At 69.5% G+C, this 22,595-nt stretch carries 21 protein-coding genes, 2 tRNA genes, 1 pseudogene and 1 riboswitch; of the genes and pseudogenes, 16 read left to right on the plus strand and 8 right to left on the minus strand.

Annotated elements, in window-relative coordinates:
• Nucleotides 1-29 precede the first annotated feature (29 nt).
• Nucleotides 30-590, plus strand: a complete 561-nt coding sequence (locus AB0J95_RS45980) for a helix-turn-helix domain-containing protein (RefSeq protein ID WP_364772449.1) — start codon at nt 30-32, stop codon at nt 588-590.
• Here AB0J95_RS45980 and AB0J95_RS45985 read toward each other — a convergent pair.
• On the minus strand, nt 587-2,023 hold the full coding sequence (locus AB0J95_RS45985; RefSeq protein ID WP_364772773.1) for an amino acid permease: 1,437 nt from the start codon (nt 2,021-2,023) through the stop codon (nt 587-589). The two genes, AB0J95_RS45980 and AB0J95_RS45985, sit on opposite strands and share 4 nt — an antisense overlap.
• 261 nt (nt 2,024-2,284) lie before the next feature.
• On the opposite strand from AB0J95_RS45985, the gene AB0J95_RS45990 reads away from it, so the two are divergent.
• From AB0J95_RS45990 to AB0J95_RS46030, 9 genes are all read left to right on the plus strand, one after another.
• Nucleotides 2,285-3,649, plus strand: a complete 1,365-nt coding sequence (locus AB0J95_RS45990) for a glutamine synthetase family protein (RefSeq protein ID WP_364772452.1) — start codon at nt 2,285-2,287, stop codon at nt 3,647-3,649.
• Entirely contained in the window at nt 3,630-4,355 is a 726-nt protein-coding gene (locus AB0J95_RS45995; RefSeq protein WP_364772454.1) for a gamma-glutamyl-gamma-aminobutyrate hydrolase family protein, read from the plus strand. The genes AB0J95_RS45990 and AB0J95_RS45995 overlap by 20 nt, the downstream gene beginning before the upstream one ends.
• Nucleotides 4,352-5,716 carry an aldehyde dehydrogenase family protein gene (locus tag AB0J95_RS46000; RefSeq protein WP_364772457.1) on the plus strand — a complete coding sequence of 455 codons (1,365 nt, stop codon included), beginning with the start codon at nt 4,352-4,354 and terminating at the stop codon, nt 5,714-5,716. Before AB0J95_RS45995 ends, AB0J95_RS46000 begins: the two co-directional genes overlap by 4 nt.
• 9 nt (nt 5,717-5,725) lie before the next feature.
• On the plus strand, nt 5,726-6,487 hold the full coding sequence (locus AB0J95_RS46005) for a 3-oxoacyl-ACP reductase (protein ID WP_364772459.1): 762 nt from the start codon (nt 5,726-5,728) through the stop codon (nt 6,485-6,487).
• Between the two features lie 28 nt (nt 6,488-6,515).
• A tRNA-Ala gene (locus AB0J95_RS46010) sits at nt 6,516-6,588 on the plus strand.
• A gap of 6 nt (nt 6,589-6,594) precedes the next feature.
• Nucleotides 6,595-6,668, plus strand: a tRNA-Gly gene (locus tag AB0J95_RS46015).
• Between the two features lies 1 nt (nt 6,669).
• Nucleotides 6,670-7,998: an SDR family NAD(P)-dependent oxidoreductase gene (locus AB0J95_RS46020; RefSeq protein ID WP_364772462.1), complete on the plus strand. Its 1,329-nt coding sequence runs from the start codon at nt 6,670-6,672 to the stop codon at nt 7,996-7,998.
• Nucleotides 7,995-9,059 carry a ribonuclease inhibitor gene (locus AB0J95_RS46025; protein WP_364772464.1) on the plus strand — a complete coding sequence of 355 codons (1,065 nt, stop codon included), beginning with the start codon at nt 7,995-7,997 and terminating at the stop codon, nt 9,057-9,059. The genes AB0J95_RS46020 and AB0J95_RS46025 overlap by 4 nt, the downstream gene beginning before the upstream one ends.
• Before the next feature lie 32 nt (nt 9,060-9,091).
• A complete protein-coding gene (locus AB0J95_RS46030; RefSeq protein WP_364772467.1) occupies nt 9,092-9,784 on the plus strand; it encodes an SDR family NAD(P)-dependent oxidoreductase in 693 nt (230 codons plus the stop codon).
• 19 nt (nt 9,785-9,803) lie between these two features.
• Here AB0J95_RS46030 and AB0J95_RS46035 read toward each other — a convergent pair whose 3' ends face one another.
• From AB0J95_RS46035 to AB0J95_RS46045, 3 genes are read right to left on the minus strand one after another with little or no spacing between them, the layout of a single operon-like run.
• Nucleotides 9,804-10,964, minus strand: coding sequence for a glycosyltransferase (locus tag AB0J95_RS46035; protein WP_364772469.1), 1,161 nt, complete (start codon nt 10,962-10,964; stop codon nt 9,804-9,806).
• 29 nt (nt 10,965-10,993) lie between these two features.
• Entirely contained in the window at nt 10,994-11,626 is a 633-nt protein-coding gene (locus AB0J95_RS46040; RefSeq protein WP_364772471.1) for a response regulator transcription factor, read from the minus strand.
• Nucleotides 11,623-12,699, minus strand: a complete 1,077-nt coding sequence (locus AB0J95_RS46045) for a sensor histidine kinase (RefSeq protein ID WP_364772473.1) — start codon at nt 12,697-12,699, stop codon at nt 11,623-11,625. The genes AB0J95_RS46040 and AB0J95_RS46045 overlap by 4 nt, the downstream gene beginning before the upstream one ends.
• Before the next feature lie 123 nt (nt 12,700-12,822).
• Between AB0J95_RS46045 and AB0J95_RS46050 the strand changes: the two are divergent.
• Together AB0J95_RS46050 and AB0J95_RS46055 are read left to right on the plus strand one after the other, a co-directional pair.
• Nucleotides 12,823-13,431 (plus strand): annotated as a pseudogene (locus tag AB0J95_RS46050) (ATP-binding cassette domain-containing protein); the annotation flags it as partial.
• Between the two features lie 62 nt (nt 13,432-13,493).
• Nucleotides 13,494-14,207, plus strand: a complete 714-nt coding sequence (locus AB0J95_RS46055; RefSeq protein ID WP_364772475.1) for a hypothetical protein — start codon at nt 13,494-13,496, stop codon at nt 14,205-14,207.
• Here the strand turns inward: AB0J95_RS46055 and AB0J95_RS46060 are convergent.
• From AB0J95_RS46060 to AB0J95_RS46070, 3 genes are read right to left on the minus strand one after another with little or no spacing between them, the layout of a single operon-like run.
• Nucleotides 14,200-14,619: an OsmC family protein gene (locus AB0J95_RS46060; RefSeq protein WP_364772478.1), complete on the minus strand. Its 420-nt coding sequence runs from the start codon at nt 14,617-14,619 to the stop codon at nt 14,200-14,202. The two genes, AB0J95_RS46055 and AB0J95_RS46060, sit on opposite strands and share 8 nt — an antisense overlap.
• Nucleotides 14,620-14,676: 57 nt before the next feature.
• Complete coding sequence (locus AB0J95_RS46065) at nt 14,677-15,336, minus strand: response regulator transcription factor (RefSeq protein ID WP_364772480.1); 660 nt, start codon at nt 15,334-15,336, stop codon at nt 14,677-14,679.
• Nucleotides 15,333-16,433 (minus strand): histidine kinase, encoded by a 1,101-nt coding sequence (locus tag AB0J95_RS46070; protein ID WP_364772483.1) that lies wholly within the window; start codon nt 16,431-16,433, stop codon nt 15,333-15,335. The genes AB0J95_RS46065 and AB0J95_RS46070 overlap by 4 nt, the downstream gene beginning before the upstream one ends.
• A 118-nt stretch (nt 16,434-16,551) precedes the next feature.
• A riboswitch (glycine riboswitch) is annotated at nt 16,552-16,638 on the plus strand.
• 120 nt (nt 16,639-16,758) lie between these two features.
• Between AB0J95_RS46070 and glyA the strand changes: the two genes are divergently transcribed.
• The 4 genes from glyA to AB0J95_RS46090 all read left to right on the plus strand — a co-directional run bounded on the left by glyA (nt 16,759) and on the right by AB0J95_RS46090 (nt 21,204).
• Nucleotides 16,759-18,000 carry a serine hydroxymethyltransferase gene (gene glyA, locus AB0J95_RS46075; RefSeq protein ID WP_364772486.1) on the plus strand — a complete coding sequence of 414 codons (1,242 nt, stop codon included), beginning with the start codon at nt 16,759-16,761 and terminating at the stop codon, nt 17,998-18,000.
• The gene (locus AB0J95_RS46080; protein WP_364772489.1) at nt 17,997-19,370 is read left to right on the plus strand and encodes an L-serine ammonia-lyase; all 1,374 of its coding nucleotides are present in this window, start codon (nt 17,997-17,999) and stop codon (nt 19,368-19,370) included. The genes glyA and AB0J95_RS46080 overlap by 4 nt, the downstream gene beginning before the upstream one ends.
• A 70-nt stretch (nt 19,371-19,440) precedes the next feature.
• Nucleotides 19,441-20,343 carry an NAD(P)-dependent oxidoreductase gene (locus AB0J95_RS46085; protein ID WP_364772492.1) on the plus strand — a complete coding sequence of 301 codons (903 nt, stop codon included), beginning with the start codon at nt 19,441-19,443 and terminating at the stop codon, nt 20,341-20,343.
• Nucleotides 20,344-20,475: 132 nt separating this feature from the next.
• Nucleotides 20,476-21,204 (plus strand): FCD domain-containing protein, encoded by a 729-nt coding sequence (locus AB0J95_RS46090; protein WP_364772495.1) that lies wholly within the window; start codon nt 20,476-20,478, stop codon nt 21,202-21,204.
• On the opposite strand, the gene AB0J95_RS46095 is transcribed toward AB0J95_RS46090, so the two are convergent.
• Nucleotides 21,163-22,593, minus strand: coding sequence for a DUF4173 domain-containing protein (locus AB0J95_RS46095; RefSeq protein ID WP_364772497.1), 1,431 nt, complete (start codon nt 22,591-22,593; stop codon nt 21,163-21,165). The two genes, AB0J95_RS46090 and AB0J95_RS46095, sit on opposite strands and share 42 nt — an antisense overlap.
• Between the last annotated feature and the right edge of the window lie 2 nt (nt 22,594-22,595).

Here is a 22,595-nt window from a genome sequence, read left to right on the forward strand (position 1 = left end):
CCTCCGGTTAACAGGGTGAGGTGACCGACATGGCCGTGACGGAACTGCTGGCGCAGCGGCGGCCGCACCGGGCGGACGCGGCGCGCAACTTCGACGCCATCCTGGCGGCCGCCCGCGGCGCGTTCACCGAGCTGGGCACGGACGCCTCGCTGGAGGAGGTGGCCCGCCGCGCCGGGGTGGGCATCGCCACGCTCTACCGGAACTTCCCGACCCGCGAAGAGCTCATCGAGATGGTCTACGTGTCCGAAGTGGACGCTCTGGTCCGGTACGCGGAGGAGCTGAAGGACACGCCGCCGTGGGACGCGCTGGTGGCGTGGCTGCGGCGGTTCATCGAGTACGGCAAGACCAAGCGGGCCCTGATCGACGCGCTCAACCGCACCTCGGCGGCCTTCAAGGCCTGCCGCGAGGACATGTTCGGCGCGGGCGTGCCGCTGCTCGAACGCGCCCAGCAGTCCGGCGACGCCCGCAAGGACGCCGACTTCGACGACGTGCTGCGCCTGGTGATCGGCCTGTCGGCAGCCACTTTCGCCGACGACGGCCAGCGGGAACGGGTGTTCCAGCTGGCCATCGACGGGATCAGGGAGCGCTAGACCGAGTCGAGGTCGCGTTCGATCTCGGCCAGTTCCTCGGGTGTGCCCTGGACCTTGGGGCCGGTGAACCAGCGGCGGGCCGAGACCAGCCACCAGATCCCGGCGAAGCCCAGCACGACGAGCACGGCGACCGGGGTGTAGTTGAACGTCTCCGAGGTGACCGGGGACTTGGTCGGCAGCATGAACAGCACCGAGATGAACAGCACCCAGATCACCGCGACGATGCCGACGGGCCTGCTCCACTTACCCAGGTGCCACGGGCCGCGTTGGAAGTTCTCGCCCTGGAGCAACCGCAGGAACGTCGGCAGGACGTACGCGATGTACAGGCCGATGACGGCGATCGACGTGACAGCGCCATATGCGGTGGTGTTCCACAGCGATGGCAGGCCGAGGATGAACGCGCCGCCCGCGGCGAGCCAGATGGCGTTCGTCGGCGTCCGGGTGCGTTTGTTGATCTTGTGCCAGAACGCCGAACCCGGCAGCGCGCCGTCCCGGGAGAAGGCGTAGATCATCCGCGAGTTCGCGGTCACCGAGGACATGCCGCAGAACAGTTGCGCGCCAATGGCGACGAGCAGCAGCAGCTTGCCGCCGGTGTTGCCGAGCGCGTCGATGAAGATCTGCGCCGGCGGCACGGCCGCGCCCGCTTCCGCGGCGTAGTCCTGGATCGCGAACGTGATGCCGATCAGCAGCACCCAGCCGGCGATCAGCGACACGACGATGGACATCACGATCCCGCGCGGGCCGCTGCGGGCCGCGTCGTGCGTCTCCTCGGTCATGTGCGCGGAGGCGTCGTAGCCGGTGAACGTGTACTGCGCCAGCAGCAGGCCGAGCATGCCGACGTAGAACCCGGACGTCCAGCCGGTGTTGTTGACGAACTCGCCGAACACGTAGCCCGCGGACTGGTGCTGGCCCGGGAAGATCGCCAGCGCGCCGACGATCACGACCACACCGACGATGTGCCACCAGACGCTGATGTCGTTGAGCAGAGCCACAAGCTTGACGCCGAACGTGTTCAGCAGGCCGTGGATGACCAGCACGATGCCGAACAGCAGGAACGTGTTGCCCGGCGTCACCGAGAAGCCGAACTGCAGGTCCAGCAGGGCGTTGATGAACGAGGCCGCGCCGAAGTCGATGCCCGCGGTCACCGCCACCTGGCCGAGGAAGTTGAACCAGCCGGTGAACCAGGACCACGCCGCGCCGTTGCGGGGTGCGAGTTTGGCGGCCCAGTAGTACAGCCCGCCCGCGGTCGGGTAGCTGGAGCACACCTCGGCCATGGCCAGGCCGACCAGCAGGGTCATCAGGCCGACGGCCGGCCACCCCCAGGTGATCAGCGCGGGGCCGCCGGTGTTCATGCCGAACCCGTACAGGGTCAGGCAGCCCGACAGCACGGAGATGATCGTGAACGACACGGCGAAGTTCGAGAAGCCGGACATGGTCCGGGACAGCTCCTGGGCGTAGCCCAGCTCGTGCAGGCGTTTCTCGTCGTCGGACCGGATGGGGGTGGCTTCCTCAGCGCTCACCGGGGCCTCCTCGGCGCGTCCCTATGGGCCAAGACCGGCCCATTGGGCGTTTATTGACCCTCGCTGGCGGCCTCATGTCAAGGCTCCGTTAAAGATGGAGTTGACGGGTACGTTGTCGCTCAGGTAGCAATGACCATCAATGGATCGGATTCGATCCTTTGGATTGGGGTGCCGATGCGACACACCGACGGCATGCTGAGCGTCGAGCAGCTGCGCGAACTGGTCGAGACCGGGCGGATCGACACCGTGCTCGTGGCCATGACCGACATGCAGGGCCGGCTGCAGGGCAAACGGTGCTCGGCGGAGTACTTCGTCAACGAGGTGCTCGCGCACGCCACCGAGGCGTGCAACTACCTGCTCGCGGTGGATGTCGACATGAACACGGTCGGCGGCTACGAGATGTCCTCGTGGGACCGCGGCTATGGCGACTTCGTGCTGCGCCCCGATCTGACCACGCTGCGCCACCTGCCCTGGTACGAGGGCACCGCGCTGGTGCTCGCGGACATCGAGTGGGTGCAGGGCGGACCGGTGGGCCCGTCGCCGCGCCAGGTGCTGCGCCGTCAGCTGGACCGGCTGGCCGGACACGACCTGGAAGCGTTCGTCGGCACCGAGCTGGAGTTCATCGTCTTCGACGACACGTACGAACAGGCTTGGCAGAACGGTTACCGCGAGCTGACACCGTCCAATTTGTACAACGTGGACTACTCGTTGATGGGCACCGGCCGGCTGGAGCCGCTGCTGCGCGACATCCGCAACAACATGACCGGCGCCGGGCTCTACGTCGAGTCGGCCAAGGGCGAGTGCAACCCCGGTCAGCACGAGATCGCGTTCCGCTACGACAGCGCGCTGAAGACGTGCGACAACCACAGCATCTACAAGACGGGTGCCAAGGAGATCGCGGCCAAGCACGGCAAGTCGTTGACGTTCATGGCCAAGTACAACGAGCGTGAGGGCAACTCCTGCCACATCCACATCTCCGTGCGGGACACCGCCGGGAAGGCCGTGATGGCGGGCGACGGCGAGCACGGGTTCTCGCCGCTGATGGAGCACTTCCTCGCCGGGCAGCTGGCCTGCCTGCGCGAGTTCACCTACTTCTTCGCGCCGAACATCAACTCCTACAAGCGGTTCGTGCCCGGCAGCTTCGCGCCGACCGCGGTGGCGTGGGGCGAGGACAACCGGACCTGCGCGCTGCGGGTCGTCGGGCACGGCGAGTCGCTGCGGATGGAGAACCGGGTGCCGGGCGGGGACGTCAACCCGTACCTGGCGGTCGCGGCCCTGGTCGCGGCCGGGCTGCACGGCATCGAGAACAAGCTGCCGCTGGAGCCCGCGTTCACCGGCAACGCCTACAGCTCGGAGAAACCCGTTGTGCCGCATACATTGCGGGACGCGGCCGCGTTGCTGAGCGAAAGCAAGCTGGCCCGCGAGGCGTTCGGCGACGAAGTGGTCGACCACTACCTCAATGCGGCCACTGTGGAGCTGACGGCCTACGAGGCCGCTGTGACCGACTGGGAGAAGTTCCGTGGCTTCGAACGGTTGTGACGTGCCGCTGATCGGCGTCACGAGTTACCTGGAGCAGACCAGGTTCGGGCTCTGGGACGTGCCTGCAGCCGTCCTCGCCCGGACCTATGTGGACGCTGTGGTCGCGGCCGGTGGCATGCCCGTGCTGCTGCCGCCGGCAGGCCGCTGGCTGCCCGAGCATCTGTCGCGTTTGGACGGACTGGTGCTGGCCGGTGGCGCGGACATCGACCCGAGCCGCTACGGCCAGGCCCCGCACGCCAGGACCGGGACGCTGAAGCTGGAACGGGACACCTCCGAGTTCGGCCTGTTCCACCTCGCCCTGGAGGCCGACCTGCCGGTGCTCGCGGTGTGCCGGGGGCTGCAGCTGGTCAACGTGGCCCTGGGCGGGACGCTGCACCAGCACCTGCCGGACGCGGTGGGCTCGGACTCGCACAACCCGACGCCGGGCGTGTTCAGCAGCAACGAGGTGAAGCTGGCGCCCGGAAGTGCGGTGGCCGGGCTGATCGGTGACCATGTCACTGTGCGCTGCCACCACCACCAGGCGATCGATCAACTCGCGACCGGGCTGGTGGCCACCGGCTGGGCGCAGGACGGCGTGATCGAGGCCGCCGAGCTGCCCGAGGCGGGTTTCGTCATCGGGGTGCAGTGGCATCCGGAAGAGGACTCGGCCGATGTCCGCCTGTTCGAAGGACTCGTGCAGGCCGCTCATAGAAAGAACCGCTCGTGACCACGTCGTTCGACGTCATCAACCCGGCCACCGAAGAGGTCGTCCGGACCGTCCCGCTGACGTCCACAGAGGACACCGACGCGGCGATCGCGCGAGCGCACGCGGCCTGGCCGCAGTGGCGTGCGGTGGCGCCCGCCGACCGGGCCCGGCTGCTGCGGCGGTTCGCCGCCGCGGTCGACGCCGACCTGGAGAACCTGGCCCAGCTGGAGGTCACCAACTCGGGGCACACCATCGGCAACGCGCGCTGGGAGGCGGGCAACGTCCGGGACGTGCTGGAGTACTACTCGGCCGCGCCGGAGCGCTTGTTCGGCCGCCAGATCCCGGTTCCCGGCGGGGTTTCGGTGACGTTCGCCGAACCGCTGGGCGTGGTCGGCGTGATCGTGCCGTGGAACTTCCCGATGCCCATCGCGGGCTGGGGTTTCGCGCCCGCATTGGCCGCTGGCAACACGGTTGTCATGAAGCCGGCGGAGCTGACACCGTTGACGGCGATCCGCCTCGGCGAACTCGCGCGGGAGGCGGGCATCCCGGCGGACGTGTTCCAGGTCCTGCCGGGCAAGGGATCGGTTGTCGGGCAACGGTTCGTGGACCACCCGTTGGTGCGCAAGGTGGTCTTCACCGGGTCCACCCCGGTCGGCAAGCAGATCATGGCCGGGTGCGCCCAGCAGGTGAAGCGGCTGACCCTGGAGCTGGGCGGGAAGAACGCCAACATCGTGTTCGCGGACGCGGATCTGGAGAAAGCCGCGGCGACCGCGCCTTACGGTGTGTTCGACAACGCCGGGCAGGACTGCTGCGCGCGGTCGCGGATCCTGGTGGAGCGCAAGGCTTTCGACCGGTTCATGGAGCTGCTGGAGCCCGCGGTCAAGGGGGTCGTCGTCGGCGACCCGGGGCTTGAGGCGACCGAGATGGGGCCGCTGATCTCGGCCGCCCATCGGTCCACTGTGTCCTCTTACGTCCCGTCGGACGCCCCCGTGGCGTTCCGCGGCAACGCGCCGGACGGACCAGGGTTCTGGTTCCCGCCGACGGTTCTCGCGCCGGTCTCGGTCACCGACCCCGCGGTGACCGAGGAGGTGTTCGGGCCGGTGGTCGCCGTGCTGCCGTTCGACGACGAGGCGGATGCGTTGCGGCTGGCCAACGACACCGAGTACGGGCTGTCCGGGTCGATCTGGACCCGCGATGTGGGCCGGGCCCTGCGGGTCTCGCGTGGCGTCGAGGCCGGCAACCTGTCGGTCAACTCGCATTCCTCCGTGCGGTACTGGACCCCGTTCGGCGGGTTCAAGCAGTCCGGGCTGGGCCGCGAGCTGGGGCCGGACGCCGTGGCCGCGTTCACCGAGACCAAGACCGTCTTTTTCGCCAACGACTGAGGAGCTTCAATGCGGTTGCAGGGCAGGGTGGCGGTCGTCACCGGAGGGGGTAGCGGGATCGGGCTGGCGTCCGTCCGCCGGCTCGCAAGTGAGGGCGCGAAGGTCGTCGTGGCGGACATCGACCCGGACACCGGCAAAACGGCCGCCGACGAGGTCGACGGTCTGTTCGTGCGCACCGACGTGACGGACGCCGATCAGGTCAACGCGCTGTTCCAGTCCGCAGTGGACACATACGGTTCGCTGGACATCGCCTTCAACAACGCGGGCATCTCGCCGCCGGACGACGACTCCATCCTGGAGACCGGAATCGACGCCTGGCAGAAGGTGCAGACGGTCAACCTCACCTCGGTCTACCTGTGCTGCAAGGCGGCCATCCCGCACATGCTCGCCGGCGGCCGCGGCTCGATCATCAACACGGCGTCCTTTGTGGCCGTGATGGGCGCGGCGACCTCACAGATCTCCTACACCGCCTCGAAGGGCGGCGTGCTCGCGATGAGCCGCGAGCTGGGCGTGCAGTTCGCCCGGCAGGGCGTCCGGGTGAACGCGCTCTGTCCCGGACCGGTCAACACCCCGTTGCTGCGGGAGCTGTTCGCGAAGGATCCCGAGCGCGCGCAGCGCCGTTTGGTCCACGTGCCGATGGGCCGTTTCGCCGAACCGGACGAGATCGCCGCCGCGGTGGCATTCCTGGCCAGCGATGACTCCTCTTTCATGACAGCGTCGCAGTTCCTGGTCGACGGAGGCATCTCCGGCGCATATGTGACGCCCCTGTAGCGCCTTTGGTGCTAGCCTGCCGCTGGCAGGCCGGTTAGCGCAGTGGTCGACGCACCACAACCGCATTGTGGGGGACGCCGGTTCGAATCCGGCACCGGCTTGCCGCTGGGGCTGTAGCGCAGTGGTCGTCGCGCCTCCTTGCCAGGGAGTGAGGACGCTGGTTCGAATCCAGCCGGCCCCGCGTGATCGACGACGCGGATCTGCGGACGTGCCTGGGCGTGCTGGCCCAGGCACGCCAGTTGCCGACGGATGACCCCGTCCGGCAACGACTTCTGCGCGCGGTCGACGGCTTGGTCAAGGACCACAAGAAACAACGTTCGCGCGAACGTCACCGCGAGACCCAGGCCGCGGACCGGGCGTTGCTCGCCGCGACCAGCCTCGGCGCCACGGACCGCACCGAGGACGTCACTGTCGAGGCCGAGGGCAGCGCGGGAACGCTCAAGCGGCAAAAGCATTGCTACATCTGCAAGCAGCCTTACGTTGAGCTGGACGCGTTCTACCAGTGGCTGTGCCCGGAGTGCGCGCGGGACAACCGGGCTCGGCGGGATGCTCGCGCGGACTTGCCGGGGCGGCGGGCGCTGATCACCGGCGGACGGGTCAAGATCGGCTTCCAGGTCGCCAGGATGCTGCTCCGCGACGGCGCCGAGGTCATTGTCACGACCCGGTTCCCGGTGGACGCGGCCCGGCGGTTCGCGGCGGAGCCGGATGTGCCGCTGGACCGGCTGCGGATCGTGGGCGTGGACCTCCGGGATCCGCGGCAGGTCCTGGGGTTGGCGGAGAAGCTCCAAGGGCCCCTCGACATCCTGATCAACAACGCGGCCCAGACCGTGAAGCGGCCGTCGTGGTCCTACCGGCAGCTGCTCGCGGCCGAGTCGGAGCCGCTGCGCGTGCCGGTGGCAATTGATGCCGCTCCCGGCTTCATTCCGGCTTTGCCCGAGCCGGACTGGACTCGCGCTTTGACTACGGCCACTGAAATGGCTGAGGTGCTGGCGCCGGTCGATGCGAGTGGGTTGGTGCCGGATCCGTCGGCGGTGAACTCGTGGACGGCACGGGTCGGTTCGGTGGACGCGGCCGAGATGCTCGAGGTGCAGCTGATCAACGCGGTGGCGCCGTTCCTGTTGGTCGATGGGCTGTTGCCGAGGCTGCGGCTGTCTTCGTTCCCGCGGCGGTACATCGTGAACGTGTCCGCTGTGGAGGGCTGGTTCACCGCGCGGTTCAAGTCCGGCGGGCACCCGCACACCAACATGGCCAAGGCGGCGCTGAACATGCTCACCCGCACCAGCGCGACCGAGCTCGCCGCCGAAGGGATCTACCTGACCAGTGTGGACACCGGCTGGATCACCGACGAGAACCCGGCGCCCGCCAAGGCCACGATCGCGGACACCGGCTGGCGCCCGCCGCTGGACGTCCGCGACGGCGCGGCCCGGATCTACGACCCGATCGTCCGGGGCGAGGCCGGCGACCCGCCGTCCGGGGTGTTCCTGAAGGACTATCGCGAGGTGCCGTGGTGAGCCTGGAACCGTTGCTGGCCTGGTTGCGCACCGGCCGGCAAGCCCCGTTGCGCCTCGATTTCCCTGTCGGCACAGCGCTTCCCGACGGCCGGCTGGATCTGTGCAAGTCCGATCTCGGGCCACTGGGCGCCAAAGCGGTCGTTGAGGCGTTGCCGCACGGCGGTCCCGTCCGGCATCTGTTGCTGGGGACGGACCAGCTCGGCGACGAGGGCGCGGCGAAGGCCACCGAGGGCGCGATCGAGGCCGGAGCGTCCACGATCTACTTGGGCTGCAACGGGATCGGTGAAGGTGGCGCGTGCACGATCGCGACCCGGATCGCCGCGTCCCCTGGAGTGGTCCACGGCCTGTGGCTCAAGCGCAACCCGTTGGGGCCGAGCGGACTGCAGGCCATCGCGGATCTCGTGGCCACCGGCAACGCCCCGGCCACCATCGATCTCGTGCAGACCGGTGTCACCGCGCCGATCCTCGATGACCTCGTGGAGGCGCTCGCGGCAACGCGGGTCGTGCGGCGGTTGTTCTTGTCCGGCAACCCGTTGGGCGGTGCCGAGGCGCTGACGAAGCTCGTCCGCGACTGCGGCCTCGAAGAGCTGTACCTGTCGGCCTGTCAGCTGGGTGATCGCGGCGCCGCATACGTCCGGGCCGGGCTGAACGAGGGGCTGAAGCGGCTTTCGGTGGCCAGCAACGGGATCAGCGCTCATGCGATGACCGGGTTGTTCGACGCCGCCGTGCTCGCCGGAGTCGAGGTCCTGGACCTGGGCCGGGTCCGAGCGGCCGGAGTTCTGGACGCCCGAGACAACCGCGTCGACGCGGCCGCGCTGGCGGAGACGCTGTCCGCGGGCCCGCATCAGTTGCGGCACTTGGATCTCCGCAGCACTGGCCTGGACGGTCGCGGTTCGGTGAAGCTGCTGGCCGGAGCCGAACGAGCCGTCACGGCAACCCGTTACATCCTCGGCGGCGGCCTGCCGAAACGCATCAAAGGCAAGCTCGGGCACCTCGCCGCGGACGTGCCCGCGTTGGCTCCGCACCCGGATGTCGCCGCGATCAAGAGCGTCCACCGCTGATATTTGACCGATCGTTCTGATATCGTCGGTTCATGTCCTTCGCCGGCAAGGTTGTGCTGATCACTGGTGGCAGCGGCGCGCTCGGCGCTCACATGGCCTCGACGTTCGAGGCTCGCGGGGCGACGGTCGTGCGCGCCGGGAGCAGCATGGCCGATGTGACCAAGCCCGCCGAGGTCGAGGCCCTCATCGACACGGTGGTCCGTGAGCACGGCGGCCTGCACGTCGCCGTGAACGCCGCTGGGATCCTGGGCAAGAACGCCCCCGTCGCCGACCTCGACCCGGACACCTGGGCGAACGTCATCGACGTCAACCTGACCGGCGTGTTCCTGTGCATGAAGTACGAGATCGCGCACATGCGTCAGCACGGCGGCGGGACGATCATCAACATCGCCTCCAACATCGGCACGCACGTCCGCCGTCCCGGCATGAGTGCCTACGCCGCCTCGAAAGCCGGGCTCACCGCCCTCACCCAGACCGCGGCCCGCGAGTACATCGCCGACGGCATCCGCATCGCCGGCGTGAGCCCCGGCGCCAGCGACACCCCGATGTCCTACCGGCCCGGCGAGTCCACTGAGGACCGCGACGCTCGCATCCGGACGGTGACCCCCGCGGGCCGGGTGGCCGACCCGCGGGAAGTCGCCGACGCCGTGGCCTGGCTCGCCTCGGCCGAGGCCAGTTTCGTTGTGGGCCACGACCTTGTGGTGGACGGCGGCACGACCGCCTAGTGTCCCGCGGCGCGGGATACTAGGAGAGCAACATCTTCGCGGCCACCGCGGCTCCATCCGTGCGGATCATGCGAGCCACCTCGGCGGCCCGGGTCTGCTGTGTCAGCGCCGTTTCGAGCGCTGCCTCCAGTGATGAAGTGGCGTCGACGGCCACGCCGATGCCCAGGGCGGCGACCCGCCCGGCCCAGTACGGCTGATCGGCCAGCTGCGGGACGACGACCTGAGGCGCGCCCGCGAACGTCGCTGTGGTCGTGGTTCCCTGGCCGCCGTGGTGGATCACGGCGGCCACCCGGCGGAACAGGGCCTGGTGGTTGACTTCGCCGACGAGGAAACAGTCGTCGAGCTCCAGATCGGCCCAGCCGCGCGAGACGATGGCGCGACGGCCCTGCGCCCGGATCGCGTCGATGGCCGCCGCGGCCAGATCCGGCGCGGCGTGCAGGGGCATGCTGCCGAACCCCGCGTACACCGGCGGTTCGCCCGCGTCGAGGAACGCCCGCAAGTCGTCGGGGAGTGGACGTTCGTCGGGCAGCAGCCACGAGCCGGTCTGGACCACATCGAGGTCCGTCGGGTCCAGGACCGGGTCTGTCGCCAGCCACGGCCGCTCGCCAATGACATAGGAGCGGACATCCGCCACCGGTGGCAGGCCGTGCGCCTCTCGGCCGGTGTTCAGCCCTGGCCCGAACAACTCGGTGATGACCTGGGCATCCAGGTCCCACAGCGCCTGGTTGCCGGCGATCTCCGGTGGGTGCGGCCGTCCCGCGTACTCGAGCGGCCCGCGGTGTGGCGATGGCAGGGTGAGCTGCTGGAACGTCACCGAAACCGAGGGAATGCCCAGTTTCTCGGCCACCGACAGCCCCGCGGCCGCGGCGGGAACCATCCCGGTCGCCACCAGCACATCGCAGCCCTCGGCCGCGGGAAGGACCGTGTCGAAGATGTTCGCGATGATCGCGGCGGCGCGCTCGGGCATGGCGGACGGCGGCGGCGCGGCCTTCGTCAACGCCCGCGCCGACGGGCCGACCCCGACCAGCGGCACGCCCACACCGGCCAGCCGCGCGACGAAGTCGTCGTCGGGCGGCGCACAGACCGTCACCTCCGCGCCGGACTCCCGCAGCCGCACCGCGAGTGCCACCAGCGGCTCGACATCCCCGCGCGACCCGAACGTCGACAACACCACGCGCATTGCGCAATCCCCAACTTCCCAAGTGGACGCTACGACTTCGCGATCCCGTGCCGGAAAGCGTAGGTCACCGCCTGAGCCCGATCCCGCAGACCCGCCTTCGCGAACACCTTGTTGACGTGGGTCTTCACCGTGCCCTCGGTGATGTAGAGCTGCTGGGCGATCTCCGCGTTGGACTTGCCTTCCGCGATCAGGCGCAACACGTCCAGCTCACGCGGAGTCAGCCCGTCCGGCAGACCGGCGGGCCGTTCGCGGGTCGCGAGGGCTACGAGGCGGCGTTGCACGACCGGGTCGAAATGCGTTTCCCCGCGGTGAACCGTGGCCAGTGCGTGCGCGATGTCGTTGGCGCGCGCGTCTTTGGTGAGGTAGCCGCGGGCGCCTGCCTTGAGCGCGGCCAGGATCGACTCGTCGTCAGAGTAGGTCGTGAGCACGACGACGTGCACCTCTGGGAACGCGGCTTGGACTCGGCGGGTGGCCTCGACGCCGTCCATCCGGGGCATCCGCAGGTCCATCAACACGATGTCGGGACTTTCAGCGGCGATGAGCGAGAGTGCGTCCTCGCCGTTCCCCGCGGATCCGACGACCTCGACCTCCGGCAGCAGCCCCAGGATCAGCACCAGGCCTTCGCGTACAACGGTTTGGTCGTCCACGACGATGACCTTCACGCCGGGACCCGCAATCGCACCCGGAACCCGTGCTCGACCGGTCCGGCGTCCAGCTCGCCACCGATCAGCTCGGCCCGTTCCCGCATCCCGACCAGCCCATAGCCAGTGCCGACGACACCGGCCGAGTCCCCGCCGGTGTCAACGACTTCCAGCGAACACCAGCCGTCCTCCCGGTGCAGCGCCATGCGTACCGACGCGCCCGGAGAGTGCTTTCGCACGTTGGTCAACGCTTCCTGAGCCGTGCGCAGAACAGTCAGCCGGGTCTCCGCGATGAGCGCGTCCGGGTCGCCGGATACCTCGATCTCACAGGCGTTTCCGGTGAGCGTGTGGAACTCGGTGGCCAATGAGGACAGCTGGTCGGCCAGCGGGGGCTCGTCGCCGCGCAGGGCCGCGACCGCCCGCTTGGTCTCCTCCAGCCCGGCCCGGGCCATGTCCCCGGCCTTGACCACTCGTTCCAGAATCGCCGCCGGGTCGGCCCCGTTCTCCAGCAGCATCCGCGTCCCCTCCAGGTGCACCACCTGAGCGGACAGCGAATGCGCGAGCACATCGTGGATCTCCCGGGCCAGCCGTTGCCGTTCGGCGAGCACCCTGGCCTCGGCGAGGGTGGCGGCCTGGCGGCGGGACAGCATCAGCTGGCTCCAGATCGCGGCGAGGAAAGCCGCCCAGCCCAAGCCGGCCGCGATCCCGATGTCCGCCCCCGACGGCACCGGCGTGACCACCGTCGCCAGCCAGAACCCGGCGATCGCCCACACGACCAGCAGAACCGTGTGCAGCAGCCGGGTCTTGAACGGCGCCAGCCACACCGCGAGGAACAGGATCCCGGTCCCGGCGAACGGCGCGAGCATCTCGTCGGCCACCCCGGCGAGGATCACGATCGCCATCAGCAGCGGCGAATCCCGCTCACGCCGCACCACGATCACGCACAGGGCCAACGCGAAGACATACAGCGCCAACGAACCAGCCAGCCCGAGCCAGCCATGCTGTTGCGTGGCCACGACAGCCGAGGCGACCAACCCGTAGAGGGCGTACACGCCTGCGATGCCGCCGACCAGGTAGTGCCATCTGGGCCTCACGAGCCCAAGGTAGTCCGCCCGGCTGCGGACCACCTCTAACCACGGTTGTGGATTTCCTCCACCCAAGGGCAGTCGTTCCCGGCGGCGATGTGGAACCCGCGCCTGACAACCAGGCTGAGCGACATGATTTCCGTTGACCACCTGAGCAAGTCGTTCGGCCGGGTGAAAGCCGTCGACGACCTGTCGTTCACCGTCCGGCCGGGCAGCGTCACCGGCTTCCTCGGGCCCAACGGCGCCGGCAAGACCACGACCCTGCGGATGCTGCTCGGCCTGGTGACGCCCGGCTCCGGCACGGCCACCATCGGTGGCACCGCCTATGTGGACCTGCCGTCGCCGATCACCACGGTCGGGGCCGTGCTGGAGGCGACCTCGTTCCATCCCGGCCGGACCGCCCGCGTTCACCTGGAGGCGATGTGCCTGGCTGCCGGCCTGTCGATGGACCGGGTGAACCCCGTGCTCGCCGAGGTCGGCCTGACCGAGGCGGCGGATCGCCGGGTGGGCGGGTTCTCCCTCGGGATGCGCCAACGGCTCGCGCTCGCCTCGGCGTTGCTTGGCGACCCGGCAGTGCTGATCCTCGACGAACCGGCCAACGGCCTCGACCCGCAGGCAATCCATTGGCTGCGCGGGTTTCTGCGGGCGCTGGCGGCGGGTGGCTGCACGGTCCTGGTGTCGAGTCACGTGCTGACCGAGATGGCCGTGACCGCCGAGCGCGTGCTGATCGTCAACCACGGCCGGTTGATCGCCGACCGCGAGGTGGACGCGAACCTCGAAGAGACCTACCTGGAGCTGGTGAGATGATCAGGGCGGAGTTGTTCAAGGCGCGGCACACCAGGTCGGTGTGGGGCCTCACGGCGATCGCCGCCGCGTTCTGCGTGGGCTGGGCGGCGCTGGAAGTCTTCGTGTTCCACCAGATCGACGACGCCTACGCGATGGCCCAGCAGGGCTACATCTTCGCTCTGCTGGTGGGAATCCAGCTCACCGCGGGCGAGTACCGGCACCAGACCATCACCTGGACCTTGCTGGTCCAGCCGAACCGCGGGCGCGTGATCACCACGAAGCTGGTGGCCTGCGGGGTGATCGGCGCCGCGATGGGGGTCGCGGCGGCGGTCGTCACCGCGCCGGCCACCGCCCTGATGCTGGCCGTGTCCGGGAATCCCGTTGTCACGCCCGGGGTTCCGGCGGCACTGCTGGGCTCGGTGCTCAGCACGGCGTTGTGGGCGGTGTTCGGCGCGGCCATCGGTCTGTTGGTGCGCAACCAGGTCGCCGCGACCATCGCGGCCTTCGTCTGGTTCTTCTACGCGGAATGGTTTCTGGTGGCCATGGTTCCGGCGGTCGGGCGCTGGACCCCAACGGGCGTCTCGAAGTCCATAGTGGGCTGGAGCCGCGACGGCCTGCCCGTCGCGGGAGATCTTCTCCCACTCTGGGCAGGCACGGCTGTGTTCCTGGGCTATGCGGTTGTCGCGGCCGTCGTGGCGCGGTTGGTCAGCGTCCGGCGGGAGGTCACCTAGCGGCGATGCTCAGCTCGACCGGCGTGCCCGGCTCGACACTCCGGCTCACGGTGCAGGTGCGCTCGACGGCCCGGTTGACCAGTTTGACCAGCGTCTCCTGGTCGGCCGGGCTGAGCGTGCCCAGGTCCAGCTCGAACCTGGTCCGCACGGCGGTCACCCGGTCGGCGTCGAGGTCCTTGTCCGCCTCCACGACCACGTCGATCGGGGCGTCCTCGCCGATCCGGCGGGAGATCACGTGGTCGGCCGACAGGCCCGCACAGGCGCCCAGGGCCGCCATTAGCAGCTCGACCGGGGAGAAGTCGGCACCGTCCTGGGAGCGGCCGATCCTGATCTCGGCGCCACGGCCGTTGATGGCCGTGAACCTGGCCGGGGCGTCCCGGCGGATCCGGACGGGCGCGGGATTCGTAGTCACAGCAGCATTAACGCACGGATCTCGCCGGAAATGCCCGAAGGTGAGGGAGATCGCGGGTCAGTCCCGTGGCCGCACAACGGCCGTCTCGTAGGCGACGATCACCAGCTGGGCGCGGTCCCGGGCCTGCAGTTTCGCCAGCAAACGACTCACGTGCGTCTTCACCGTCGCCAGGCCGACGTGCAGGTGCTCGGCGATCTCGGCGTTCGACAGGCCGCGGGCGACCAGGGCGAGGACCTCGCGTTCGCGTTCGGTCACCCCGGCCAGCTCGCGGGCCATCGGCGCGGACGGTTCCGGCCGGCTGGTGAACTCGGCGATCAGCCGCCGGGTCACGCTCGGCGCCAGCAGGCTCTCCCCGGCGGCCACCACCCGGATCGCGGCCAGCAGGTCCGCGGGCGGGGTGTCCTTGAGCAGGAACCCGCTCGCACCCGCCCGCAGCGCCGAGTACACGTACTGGTCAAGGTCGAACGTGGTCAGCATGAGCACGCGCGTCTCCGGGATCTCCGCGCAGATCCGCCGGGTGGCCTCGATCCCGTCCATCTCCGGCATCCGGACGTCCATCAGCACCAGGTCCGGTCGTTCGGCCAGGGCGACGGCGATCGCCTCGATCCCGTTGCCCGCCTCACCGACCGTGGCCAGCCCGGGCGCGGTGTCGACCAACACCCGGAAACTGCCCCGCACCAGCGCCTGATCATCGGCGACGACCACCCGGATGGTCATGACACGGGCATCCGGGCCGACACGGCGAACCCGCCCTCGGGCCGCGGCCCGGCCGCGAAACTGCCCCCGTACATCGTCACGCGCTCCCTCATCCCCACCAGGCCATGCCCGGTCCCCGGCGTCCCACCCGGTCCGGTGTCGGTCACGTCCACCCGGACCTCGCCATCCTCGACCACGACCCGGACCGTGCAGGTCACCGGGCCCGCGTGCTTGACCACGTTGGTCAGCGCCTCCTGGACGATCCGGTAGACCGACAGTCCCAAAGCCTCGGGGATCTCCGCCGCGGTGACGTCCAAGGTCACGTCCACGCCCGCCGCCTGGGCGCGTTCGACCAGCTCAGGGAGGTTCCTGAGGCTCGGCGCCGGAGCCAGGTCGGCGGTCTCGGATCGCAGCACGCCGAGCATCCGCCGCATGTCGTTGAGGGTGGCCCGGCTGGTCGCCTCGATGATCCGCAGCGCGTCACGGGCCTCTTCGGGGCGCTGGTCGGCGACGTGGTTGGCGATGCCCGCCTTCACCGCGATCAGGCTCATGCTGTGCGCCATGATGTCGTGCAGTTCGCGGGCGATCCGCAGGCGTTCGTCGTTGACCAGGCGGGACGCGTAGTCGCGACGGGCCTGCACGGCCCGGCCCATGGTCCACCCGGCGAGCATGATCGCGGCCACGAACAGGAAGTACCCGACCGGATCGCGCCACGACTGCGTACTCAGCCCGTTGATCAGGCTCGCCGCTGCTGACGCGGCCAGACCGGCGGCGAGCGCGGGCACCGGGCGGCGGTTCAGCACACACAGCGTATACAAGATGCATACAGCCGGTATCCATGGTTCACGCAGGGCGTTCACGACGTTCGCGGCGAACGAGAAGGTGAGCACCACGACGTAACTCGGCACCGGCCAGAGCCGCCGCACGGCCAGCGGCGCCGCGGACAGGATCGCGACGACCCAGCCGAACCAGAGCGGGCCGCTGTAGGACGGCTGGGCGTCGACGATGTCCAGGAAAGTCAGGTGCGCGACGGTCATCGCGGCCGCGACGGCCGAGTCGAACGCGACCAGCTCCCACAGCTGCGGCCGGCGGGCGAGGAACGGACGGTCACCAGGCACGGCCCGACGGTATCGAAGGTGTTCCGCATGGCGCGTCCAGCTGTGGAACGTCATCCCCGAGGTGGACTCCCGCCTGGTCGGCAGCGTAGTTTGACGGCAACTGAATATGGCGCCGTCACGAGCCGAGGCGGGAGAGTCTCCGCAAGGAGCACCGAAGGAGCAAACCTCCCCGCAATCTCTCAGGTCCAGCTACCGCCCCGGCCAGGCCACTCTGGAAAGCAGGTCCGTCCGGGACCTCACCAACGGTGCAAGCCGCGTCCGCGGCGAAGCTCTCAGGTACCACGACAGAGGGGGAGTTCCGTACCCGAACTGGAGGAGCTCCCATATGTTCGATCAATCTTTGTCCACAGTGGACCCCGAGGTGGCCAAGGCCGTCGCCGCCGAGCTGGACCGCCAGCGCGGCACGCTGGAGATGATCGCCTCGGAGAACTTCGCGCCGGTGTCGGTGATCGAGGCGCAGGGATCGGTGCTCACCAACAAGTACGCCGAGGGCTATCCCGGCCGCCGCTACTACGGCGGCTGTGAGCACGTCGACGTGGTCGAGCAGCTGGCGATCGACCGGGTCAAGGAGCTGTTCGGCGCCGAGCACGCGAACGTCCAGCCGCACTCCGGCGCCCAGGCCAACGCGGCCGCGATGCTCGCCCTGCTCAACCCCGGCGACACCATCCTCGGCCTCGACCTCGCGCACGGCGGGCACCTCACGCACGGCATGCGGATCAACTTCTCCGGCCGGCTGTTCAACGTCGTCGCCTACCACGTGTCGGCCGAGACCGGCCTGGTCGACATGGCCGAGGTGGAGCGGCTGGCGGTCGAGCACAAGCCCCGGTTGATCATCGCGGGCTGGTCGGCGTATCCGCGGCAGCTCGACTTCGCCGAGTTCCGCCGGATCGCGTCCGCGGTCGACGCGTACCTGATGGTCGACATGGCGCACTTCGCCGGCCTGGTGGCGGCCGGGCTGCACCCGAACCCGGTGCCGTTCGCCGACATCGTCACCACGACCACGCACAAGACCCTCGGCGGCCCGCGCGGCGGGGTGATCCTGTCCCGCCAGGAGCTGGCCAAGAAGATCAACTCGTCGGTGTTCCCCGGTCAGCAGGGCGGCCCGCTGGAGCACGTGATCGCGGCCAAGGCGGTGGCGTTCAGGATCGCCGCGAGCCCGGAGTTCGCCGACCGGCAGCGCCGGACGCTGGAAGGCGCGCAGATCCTCGCGGCCCGGCTCAACGGCCTGCCGGGCATCAAGGTGCTCACCGGCGGCACCGATGTCCACCTCGTGCTCGTCGACCTTCGAGAGTCCACACTGGACGGACAGCAGGCCGAGGACCTGCTGCACAGCGTCGGCATCACGGTCAACCGCAACGCCGTGCCGTTCGACCCGCGGCCGCCGATGGTCACCTCGGGCCTGCGGATCGGCACCGCCGCGCTGGCCACGCGCGGCTTCGGCGCGCAGGAGTTCACGGAGGTTTCGGACGTGATCGCCGAGGTACTCACCGGTCAGGACATCGAACCGGCCCGTGCCCGCGTGCAGGCGCTGGCCGGCAAATTCCCGCTCTACCCGGGGCTGTCATGACCATCAGTGTGTTCGACCTGTTTAGCGTGGGGATCGGGCCGTCGAGCTCGCACACCGTCGGCCCGATGCGGGCCGCGCGCACCTTCGCTTCGGGGCTCGCGGCCTCCGGAGTTGTTTCGGAGACCGCTTCGGTGAAGGCCGAGTTGTTCGGTTCGCTGGGCGCCACCGGGTACGGGCACGGCAGCCCGGCGGCGGTCATCCTCGGGCTGGAGGGTGAACGGCCGGAGGACATCGACACCGACACGGTCGCGCCTCGCGTGGCCGCGATCCGGGCCTCCCGGCGGCTCCGGCTGATGGGGGAGCACGAGATCACCTTCGTCGAGGACGACGACCTGGTGATGCACCGGCGGAAGTCGTTGCCCGCGCACCCCAACGGCATGCGGTTCGCGGCTTTGGACGCCTCCGGGGCCGAGCTGGCCTCGCACATGTACTACTCGGTCGGCGGCGGGTTCGTCGTCGACGCCGAGGCCACCGGTGAACTCCGGATCGTGCCGGACACGACGGTCGTGACCTACCCGTTCCGCACCGGCGCCGAGCTGCTGGACCACTGCTTGCTCAACGGCCTGTCGGTCGCGGATGTCATGCTGGCCAACGAGTTGGCGTGGCGTTCGGAGGACGAGGTGCGGTCCGGGCTGCTGCACATCTGGGACGTGATGCAGGAGTGCGTCGCCAAGGGGTGCACCCGCGAAGGCGCCCTGCCCGGCGGCCTGCGGGTGCCCCGGCGGGCGAAGTCGTTGTACGACAAGCTGATGACCGAGGACCCGGCGTCCGACCCGTTGTACATCATGGACTGGATCAGCCTGTACGCGTTGGCCGTCAACGAGGAGAACGCCTCCGGTGGGCGGGTCGTCACCGCGCCGACCAACGGTGCGGCGGGGATCATTCCCGCTGTGCTGCACTACTACCGGCGGTTCGTCCCGGACGCCACCGATGACGGCGTGGTGGAGTTCCTGCTGACCGCGGGCGCGATCGGCGTGATCCTCAAGGAGACCGGGTCGATCTCCGGCGCCGAGGTCGGCTGCCAGGGCGAGGTCGGGTCGGCGTGTGCGATGGCGGCGGCCGCTTTGGCTGCTGTGCTTGGTGGAACACCGTTGCAGGTGGAGAACGCGGCCGAGATCGGCCTGGAGCACCACCTTGGGCTGACGTGTGATCCGGTCGGCGGTCTGGTGCAGATCCCTTGTATCGAACGCAATGCCGTGGGGTCGACGAAGGCCGTGCACGCGGCCCGGATCGCCTTGCGGGGCGATGGGACGCACGTCGTGCCGTTGGACAAGGCGATCAAGACCATGCGCGAGACCGGCGCGGACATGAGCACCAAGTACAAGGAGACCGCGCGCGGCGGGCTGGCGTTGAACGTCATCGAGTGCTGATTGGCCGGAAATTGGCGCCCTTCTGGGTCGGGGCGCCAGGTTGCGGATGTGCCGGTGTCAGACTCGGGGCATGGTCGCAGCGGGAATTGGCACAGTCGGATTCGTTGGGGTAGGCGTCATGGGCGAACCCATGGCGCTCAACCTGCTCAAAGCCGGAACACCGCTGCTGGTGTGGAACCGTTCTGCCTCACCGCGGGTGGACACCCTGACGGCCGCCGGTGCCGTCGTCGCGCCCGATGCAGACACCGTGTTCGCGCAGTGCGACGTCGTGATCCTCATGCTGGCCAACAAGGACGCGATCGACGCGACTCTGGGCCGGGGCACTCCCGCCTTTGCCGCGCGGGTGTCCGGCCGCACGGTCGTCCACATGGGAACGACCGCCCCCGGCTTCTCCGCGGGGCTCGCCGCGGACATCCTGGCGGCCGGTGGGGCCTACGTCGAGGCACCCGTTTCCGGCTCGCGTGTCCCCGCCGAGGCCGGTGAGCTGGTCGCGATGCTGGCCGGCGAGCCCACCTCGGTCGCCCTGGTCCGCCCGGTCGTCGAGCCGATGTGCCGCGAACTGGTCGACTGCGGCCCGGTCCCCAACGCCCTGCTGACGAAGATCGCGGTGAACATCTGCCTGATCACCACCATCACGGGCCTGGCCGAGACCATGCACTTCGCCGCCCAGCACGGCCTCGACCTGGACAAAGTCACGCACGTGCTGGCCACCGGCCAGATGTCCAGCCCGATCATGCGCGTGAAACTCCCCAAGTGGCTGGCCTCGGACTTCACCGCCCAGGCCGCCATCGGGGACGTGTGGATGAACACCCGCCTGATCACCGGCGCCGCCAGGGAGGCGTCGGTGGCCGTGCCGCTTCTCGATGTGTGCGAGGCCCTTTTCGCGGAGACCGACGCCCTCGGCCACACGGGCCTGGACATGGCCGCGGTTATCAAGTCCATCGAAGCCCGCACAGCCACCCTCCAGAGCTGAGCTCACCTGGCGAGGGATATCCAGGTCACGACCAGCACCTCGGTCTGGGCAGGCGCGCCGGATCCTGCTCGGTCAGCAGGGCGACCCGCCGCCACACCGTGACATTGTGCGGTGGCGCTTAGACTCAGGCTTGTGACCGAGGACGGACCGACAACGACGCTGGCCAGTGCGGGTGCGGCGGTGTTCCGGCCGGTGCGGACCGGGAACGCGTTCGAGGAGACGGTGGAGCGGCTGCTGCAGGCCATCCGGCTGGGTGTGGCGGGGCCGGGGGAACGGCTGCCCGCCGAACGCGAGCTGGCGACCAGGCTGAACATCAGCCGGGTGACGCTGCGCGAGGCGATCCGGGCGCTGCAGGAGGCGGGGTACGTCGAGTCGCGACGCGGCCGGTACGGCGGGACGTTCGTGAACGAGACCCTGCCGACCGCGCGCACGACCCGCAAGACCACGCCGGACGAGCTCGAGGACGTGCTGACCATGCGGCGGGTCCTGGAGGTCGGGGCGGCGGAGGCCGCGGCGGCGCGGACGTTGTCGCCGGAGGAACGCCAGTACCTGCGCGCCCGGCTGGCCGAGACCGAGGCCGACGACCTGTCCGAGTATCGCCGCAAGGACTCCCGGCTGCACCTGGCCATCGCGGAGGTGGCCGCCTCACCGACGCTCACCTCCGCGGTCGCCGACATCCGGGTCCGGATCAACGAGCTGCTGGACGCGATCCCGGTGCTGCACAACAACATCGAGCACTCCAACGCGCAGCACGAGCTGGTCGTCCAGCGGATCCTGGACGGCGACCCGGCCAAGGCCCGGGACGCCATGGCCGAGCACCTAGAGGGAACGGCATCGCTGCTGCGTGGGTTCCTGGCGTGACCGGCTGAGGTTCCAGTTGCGCCAGTCCCGGTCCCGCCCGGCCGCGGTGACACACGGACGCATCGAGGGATCCAGCGTGGCCAGCTCGGGCCACGCGTCATAGGACAGCGTCGACAGGTACTCCACGTCGATCTTGCCGGTCTGGCGGTAGCGCTCGACGTTGTGACCAGCGATGATCCGCTCCGGGTCGAGCCAGGCGAACACCAGCAGGCCGGCCAGCCCGGACCCGACCACAGCCCGCGGCAGCCATCCCGCCCCCAGCCGCACCCCGGCGGCGATGATCAGCAGGTACACCAGTCCCAGCCAGAGTTCACAGGCCTCCACGACCACCCGCTCAACGGTGAACCCGTAGGCCTTCTGGTACGCCCACATCCGGGTCAGCGCGGACGCCACCACGACCAGCATCAACGCGCACAACGCCCCGAGCAGGGCCCTGAGCCACACGCGATCCGCCCGCGTCTCCCGCCGGGCCCAGCGAGCCGCGGCCGTCACGACCCCCAGTGTCAACAGCGTGACGGCCAGCAGCTGCCAGAACCCGCTGCGGGCATAGGTGGCGTACGACAGGTTCGCGGTCCGCTGGACGTACTCGGCGCCGCCGAACAAAGCCGCGAACTGCACCAGCGCGAATCCGGTGAACAGCAACGCGAGGATGCCCACCGGCATCGCCCATTCCACGCGGGACAGTTGTTTTCGCTTACGGGTGAACGCATCCACCTCCGGCGGTGAAGCGGCAACCAGACCCGCCGCGGCCGCGCCGAACCCCACGAGCACGAACAACCCGATCCACCGCACCACGCTCCCGGGATCCACCTGGGGGGTCAGTCCACTGAGGATCTCGGCGAACGCGGCATCCGCCCCGGCCAGCAGCGGCACGAAAACCAGCAGCAGTAGCACACTCAGCGCGAGCGCGAGGAGGATCCGCGCGGCCCTGCGGTTCGCCGACTGCCGTCGCAGCGCCGCCAGACCGCGGGTCACCCACGGCAGTGAAAGCACGAACCCGATCGGCACAGCCAAAGCGCCGATCGCCAGACCGGCGACCGACCGGCCGCCGGCCACCGCGATCGACGCCGCCCCGCACGCGCCGACCAGGCAAAGCGTTGCCAGCCAGCTGGAATCGCGGAACGCGGTCACACTGACCAACGCGAGCGCGAGCACCGCCCACAACGCGGACTCCAGCTTGATCCGGCGCATCATCCACCACGTGCTGCCCGCGCACGCCACCGCGACGATGACATAGCCGATACCGGAAGCGTTGGTGGGTAAGGCGATCGCGCCCACCACCCCGGCGACGGCGATGGCGCTGAGATGTCGGGGTGTCGCGGGTTCCTTGGGAACGTCCCAAGTGATCGGCACGCGGGTGGGCACGACTATTACTGAAGGCTCGTTCATTA

The organism is Actinocrispum sp. NPDC049592, assembly GCF_040675465.1.
Classification (GTDB): Bacteria; Actinomycetota; Actinomycetes; order Mycobacteriales; family Pseudonocardiaceae; genus Kibdelosporangium.

Bases quoted from the DNA above. Each gene is read 5' to 3' on its own strand.
- AB0J95_RS46080 (WP_364772489.1), top strand. From the start codon at position 17,997: ATGACCATCAGTGTGTTCGACCTGTTTAGCGTGGGGATCGGGCCGTCG.
- AB0J95_RS45990 (WP_364772452.1), top strand. From the start codon at position 2,285: ATGCGACACACCGACGGCATGCTGAGCGTCGAGCAGCTGCGCGAACTG.
- AB0J95_RS46085 (WP_364772492.1), top strand. From the start codon at position 19,441: ATGGTCGCAGCGGGAATTGGCACAGTCGGATTCGTTGGGGTAGGCGTC.
- AB0J95_RS46005 (WP_364772459.1), top strand. From the start codon at position 5,726: ATGCGGTTGCAGGGCAGGGTGGCGGTCGTCACCGGAGGGGGTAGCGGG.
- AB0J95_RS46065 (WP_364772480.1), bottom strand. From the start codon at position 15,336: ATGACCATCCGGGTGGTCGTCGCCGATGATCAGGCGCTGGTGCGGGGC.
- AB0J95_RS46035 (WP_364772469.1), bottom strand. From the start codon at position 10,964: ATGCGCGTGGTGTTGTCGACGTTCGGGTCGCGCGGGGATGTCGAGCCG.
- AB0J95_RS45985 (WP_364772773.1), bottom strand. From the start codon at position 2,023: ATGTCCGGCTTCTCGAACTTCGCCGTGTCGTTCACGATCATCTCCGTG.
- AB0J95_RS46030 (WP_364772467.1), top strand. From the start codon at position 9,092: ATGTCCTTCGCCGGCAAGGTTGTGCTGATCACTGGTGGCAGCGGCGCG.
- glyA (WP_364772486.1), top strand. From the start codon at position 16,759: ATGTTCGATCAATCTTTGTCCACAGTGGACCCCGAGGTGGCCAAGGCC.
- AB0J95_RS46055 (WP_364772475.1), top strand. From the start codon at position 13,494: ATGATCAGGGCGGAGTTGTTCAAGGCGCGGCACACCAGGTCGGTGTGG.
- AB0J95_RS45980 (WP_364772449.1), top strand. From the start codon at position 30: ATGGCCGTGACGGAACTGCTGGCGCAGCGGCGGCCGCACCGGGCGGAC.
- AB0J95_RS46095 (WP_364772497.1), bottom strand. From the start codon at position 22,593: ATGAACGAGCCTTCAGTAATAGTCGTGCCCACCCGCGTGCCGATCACT.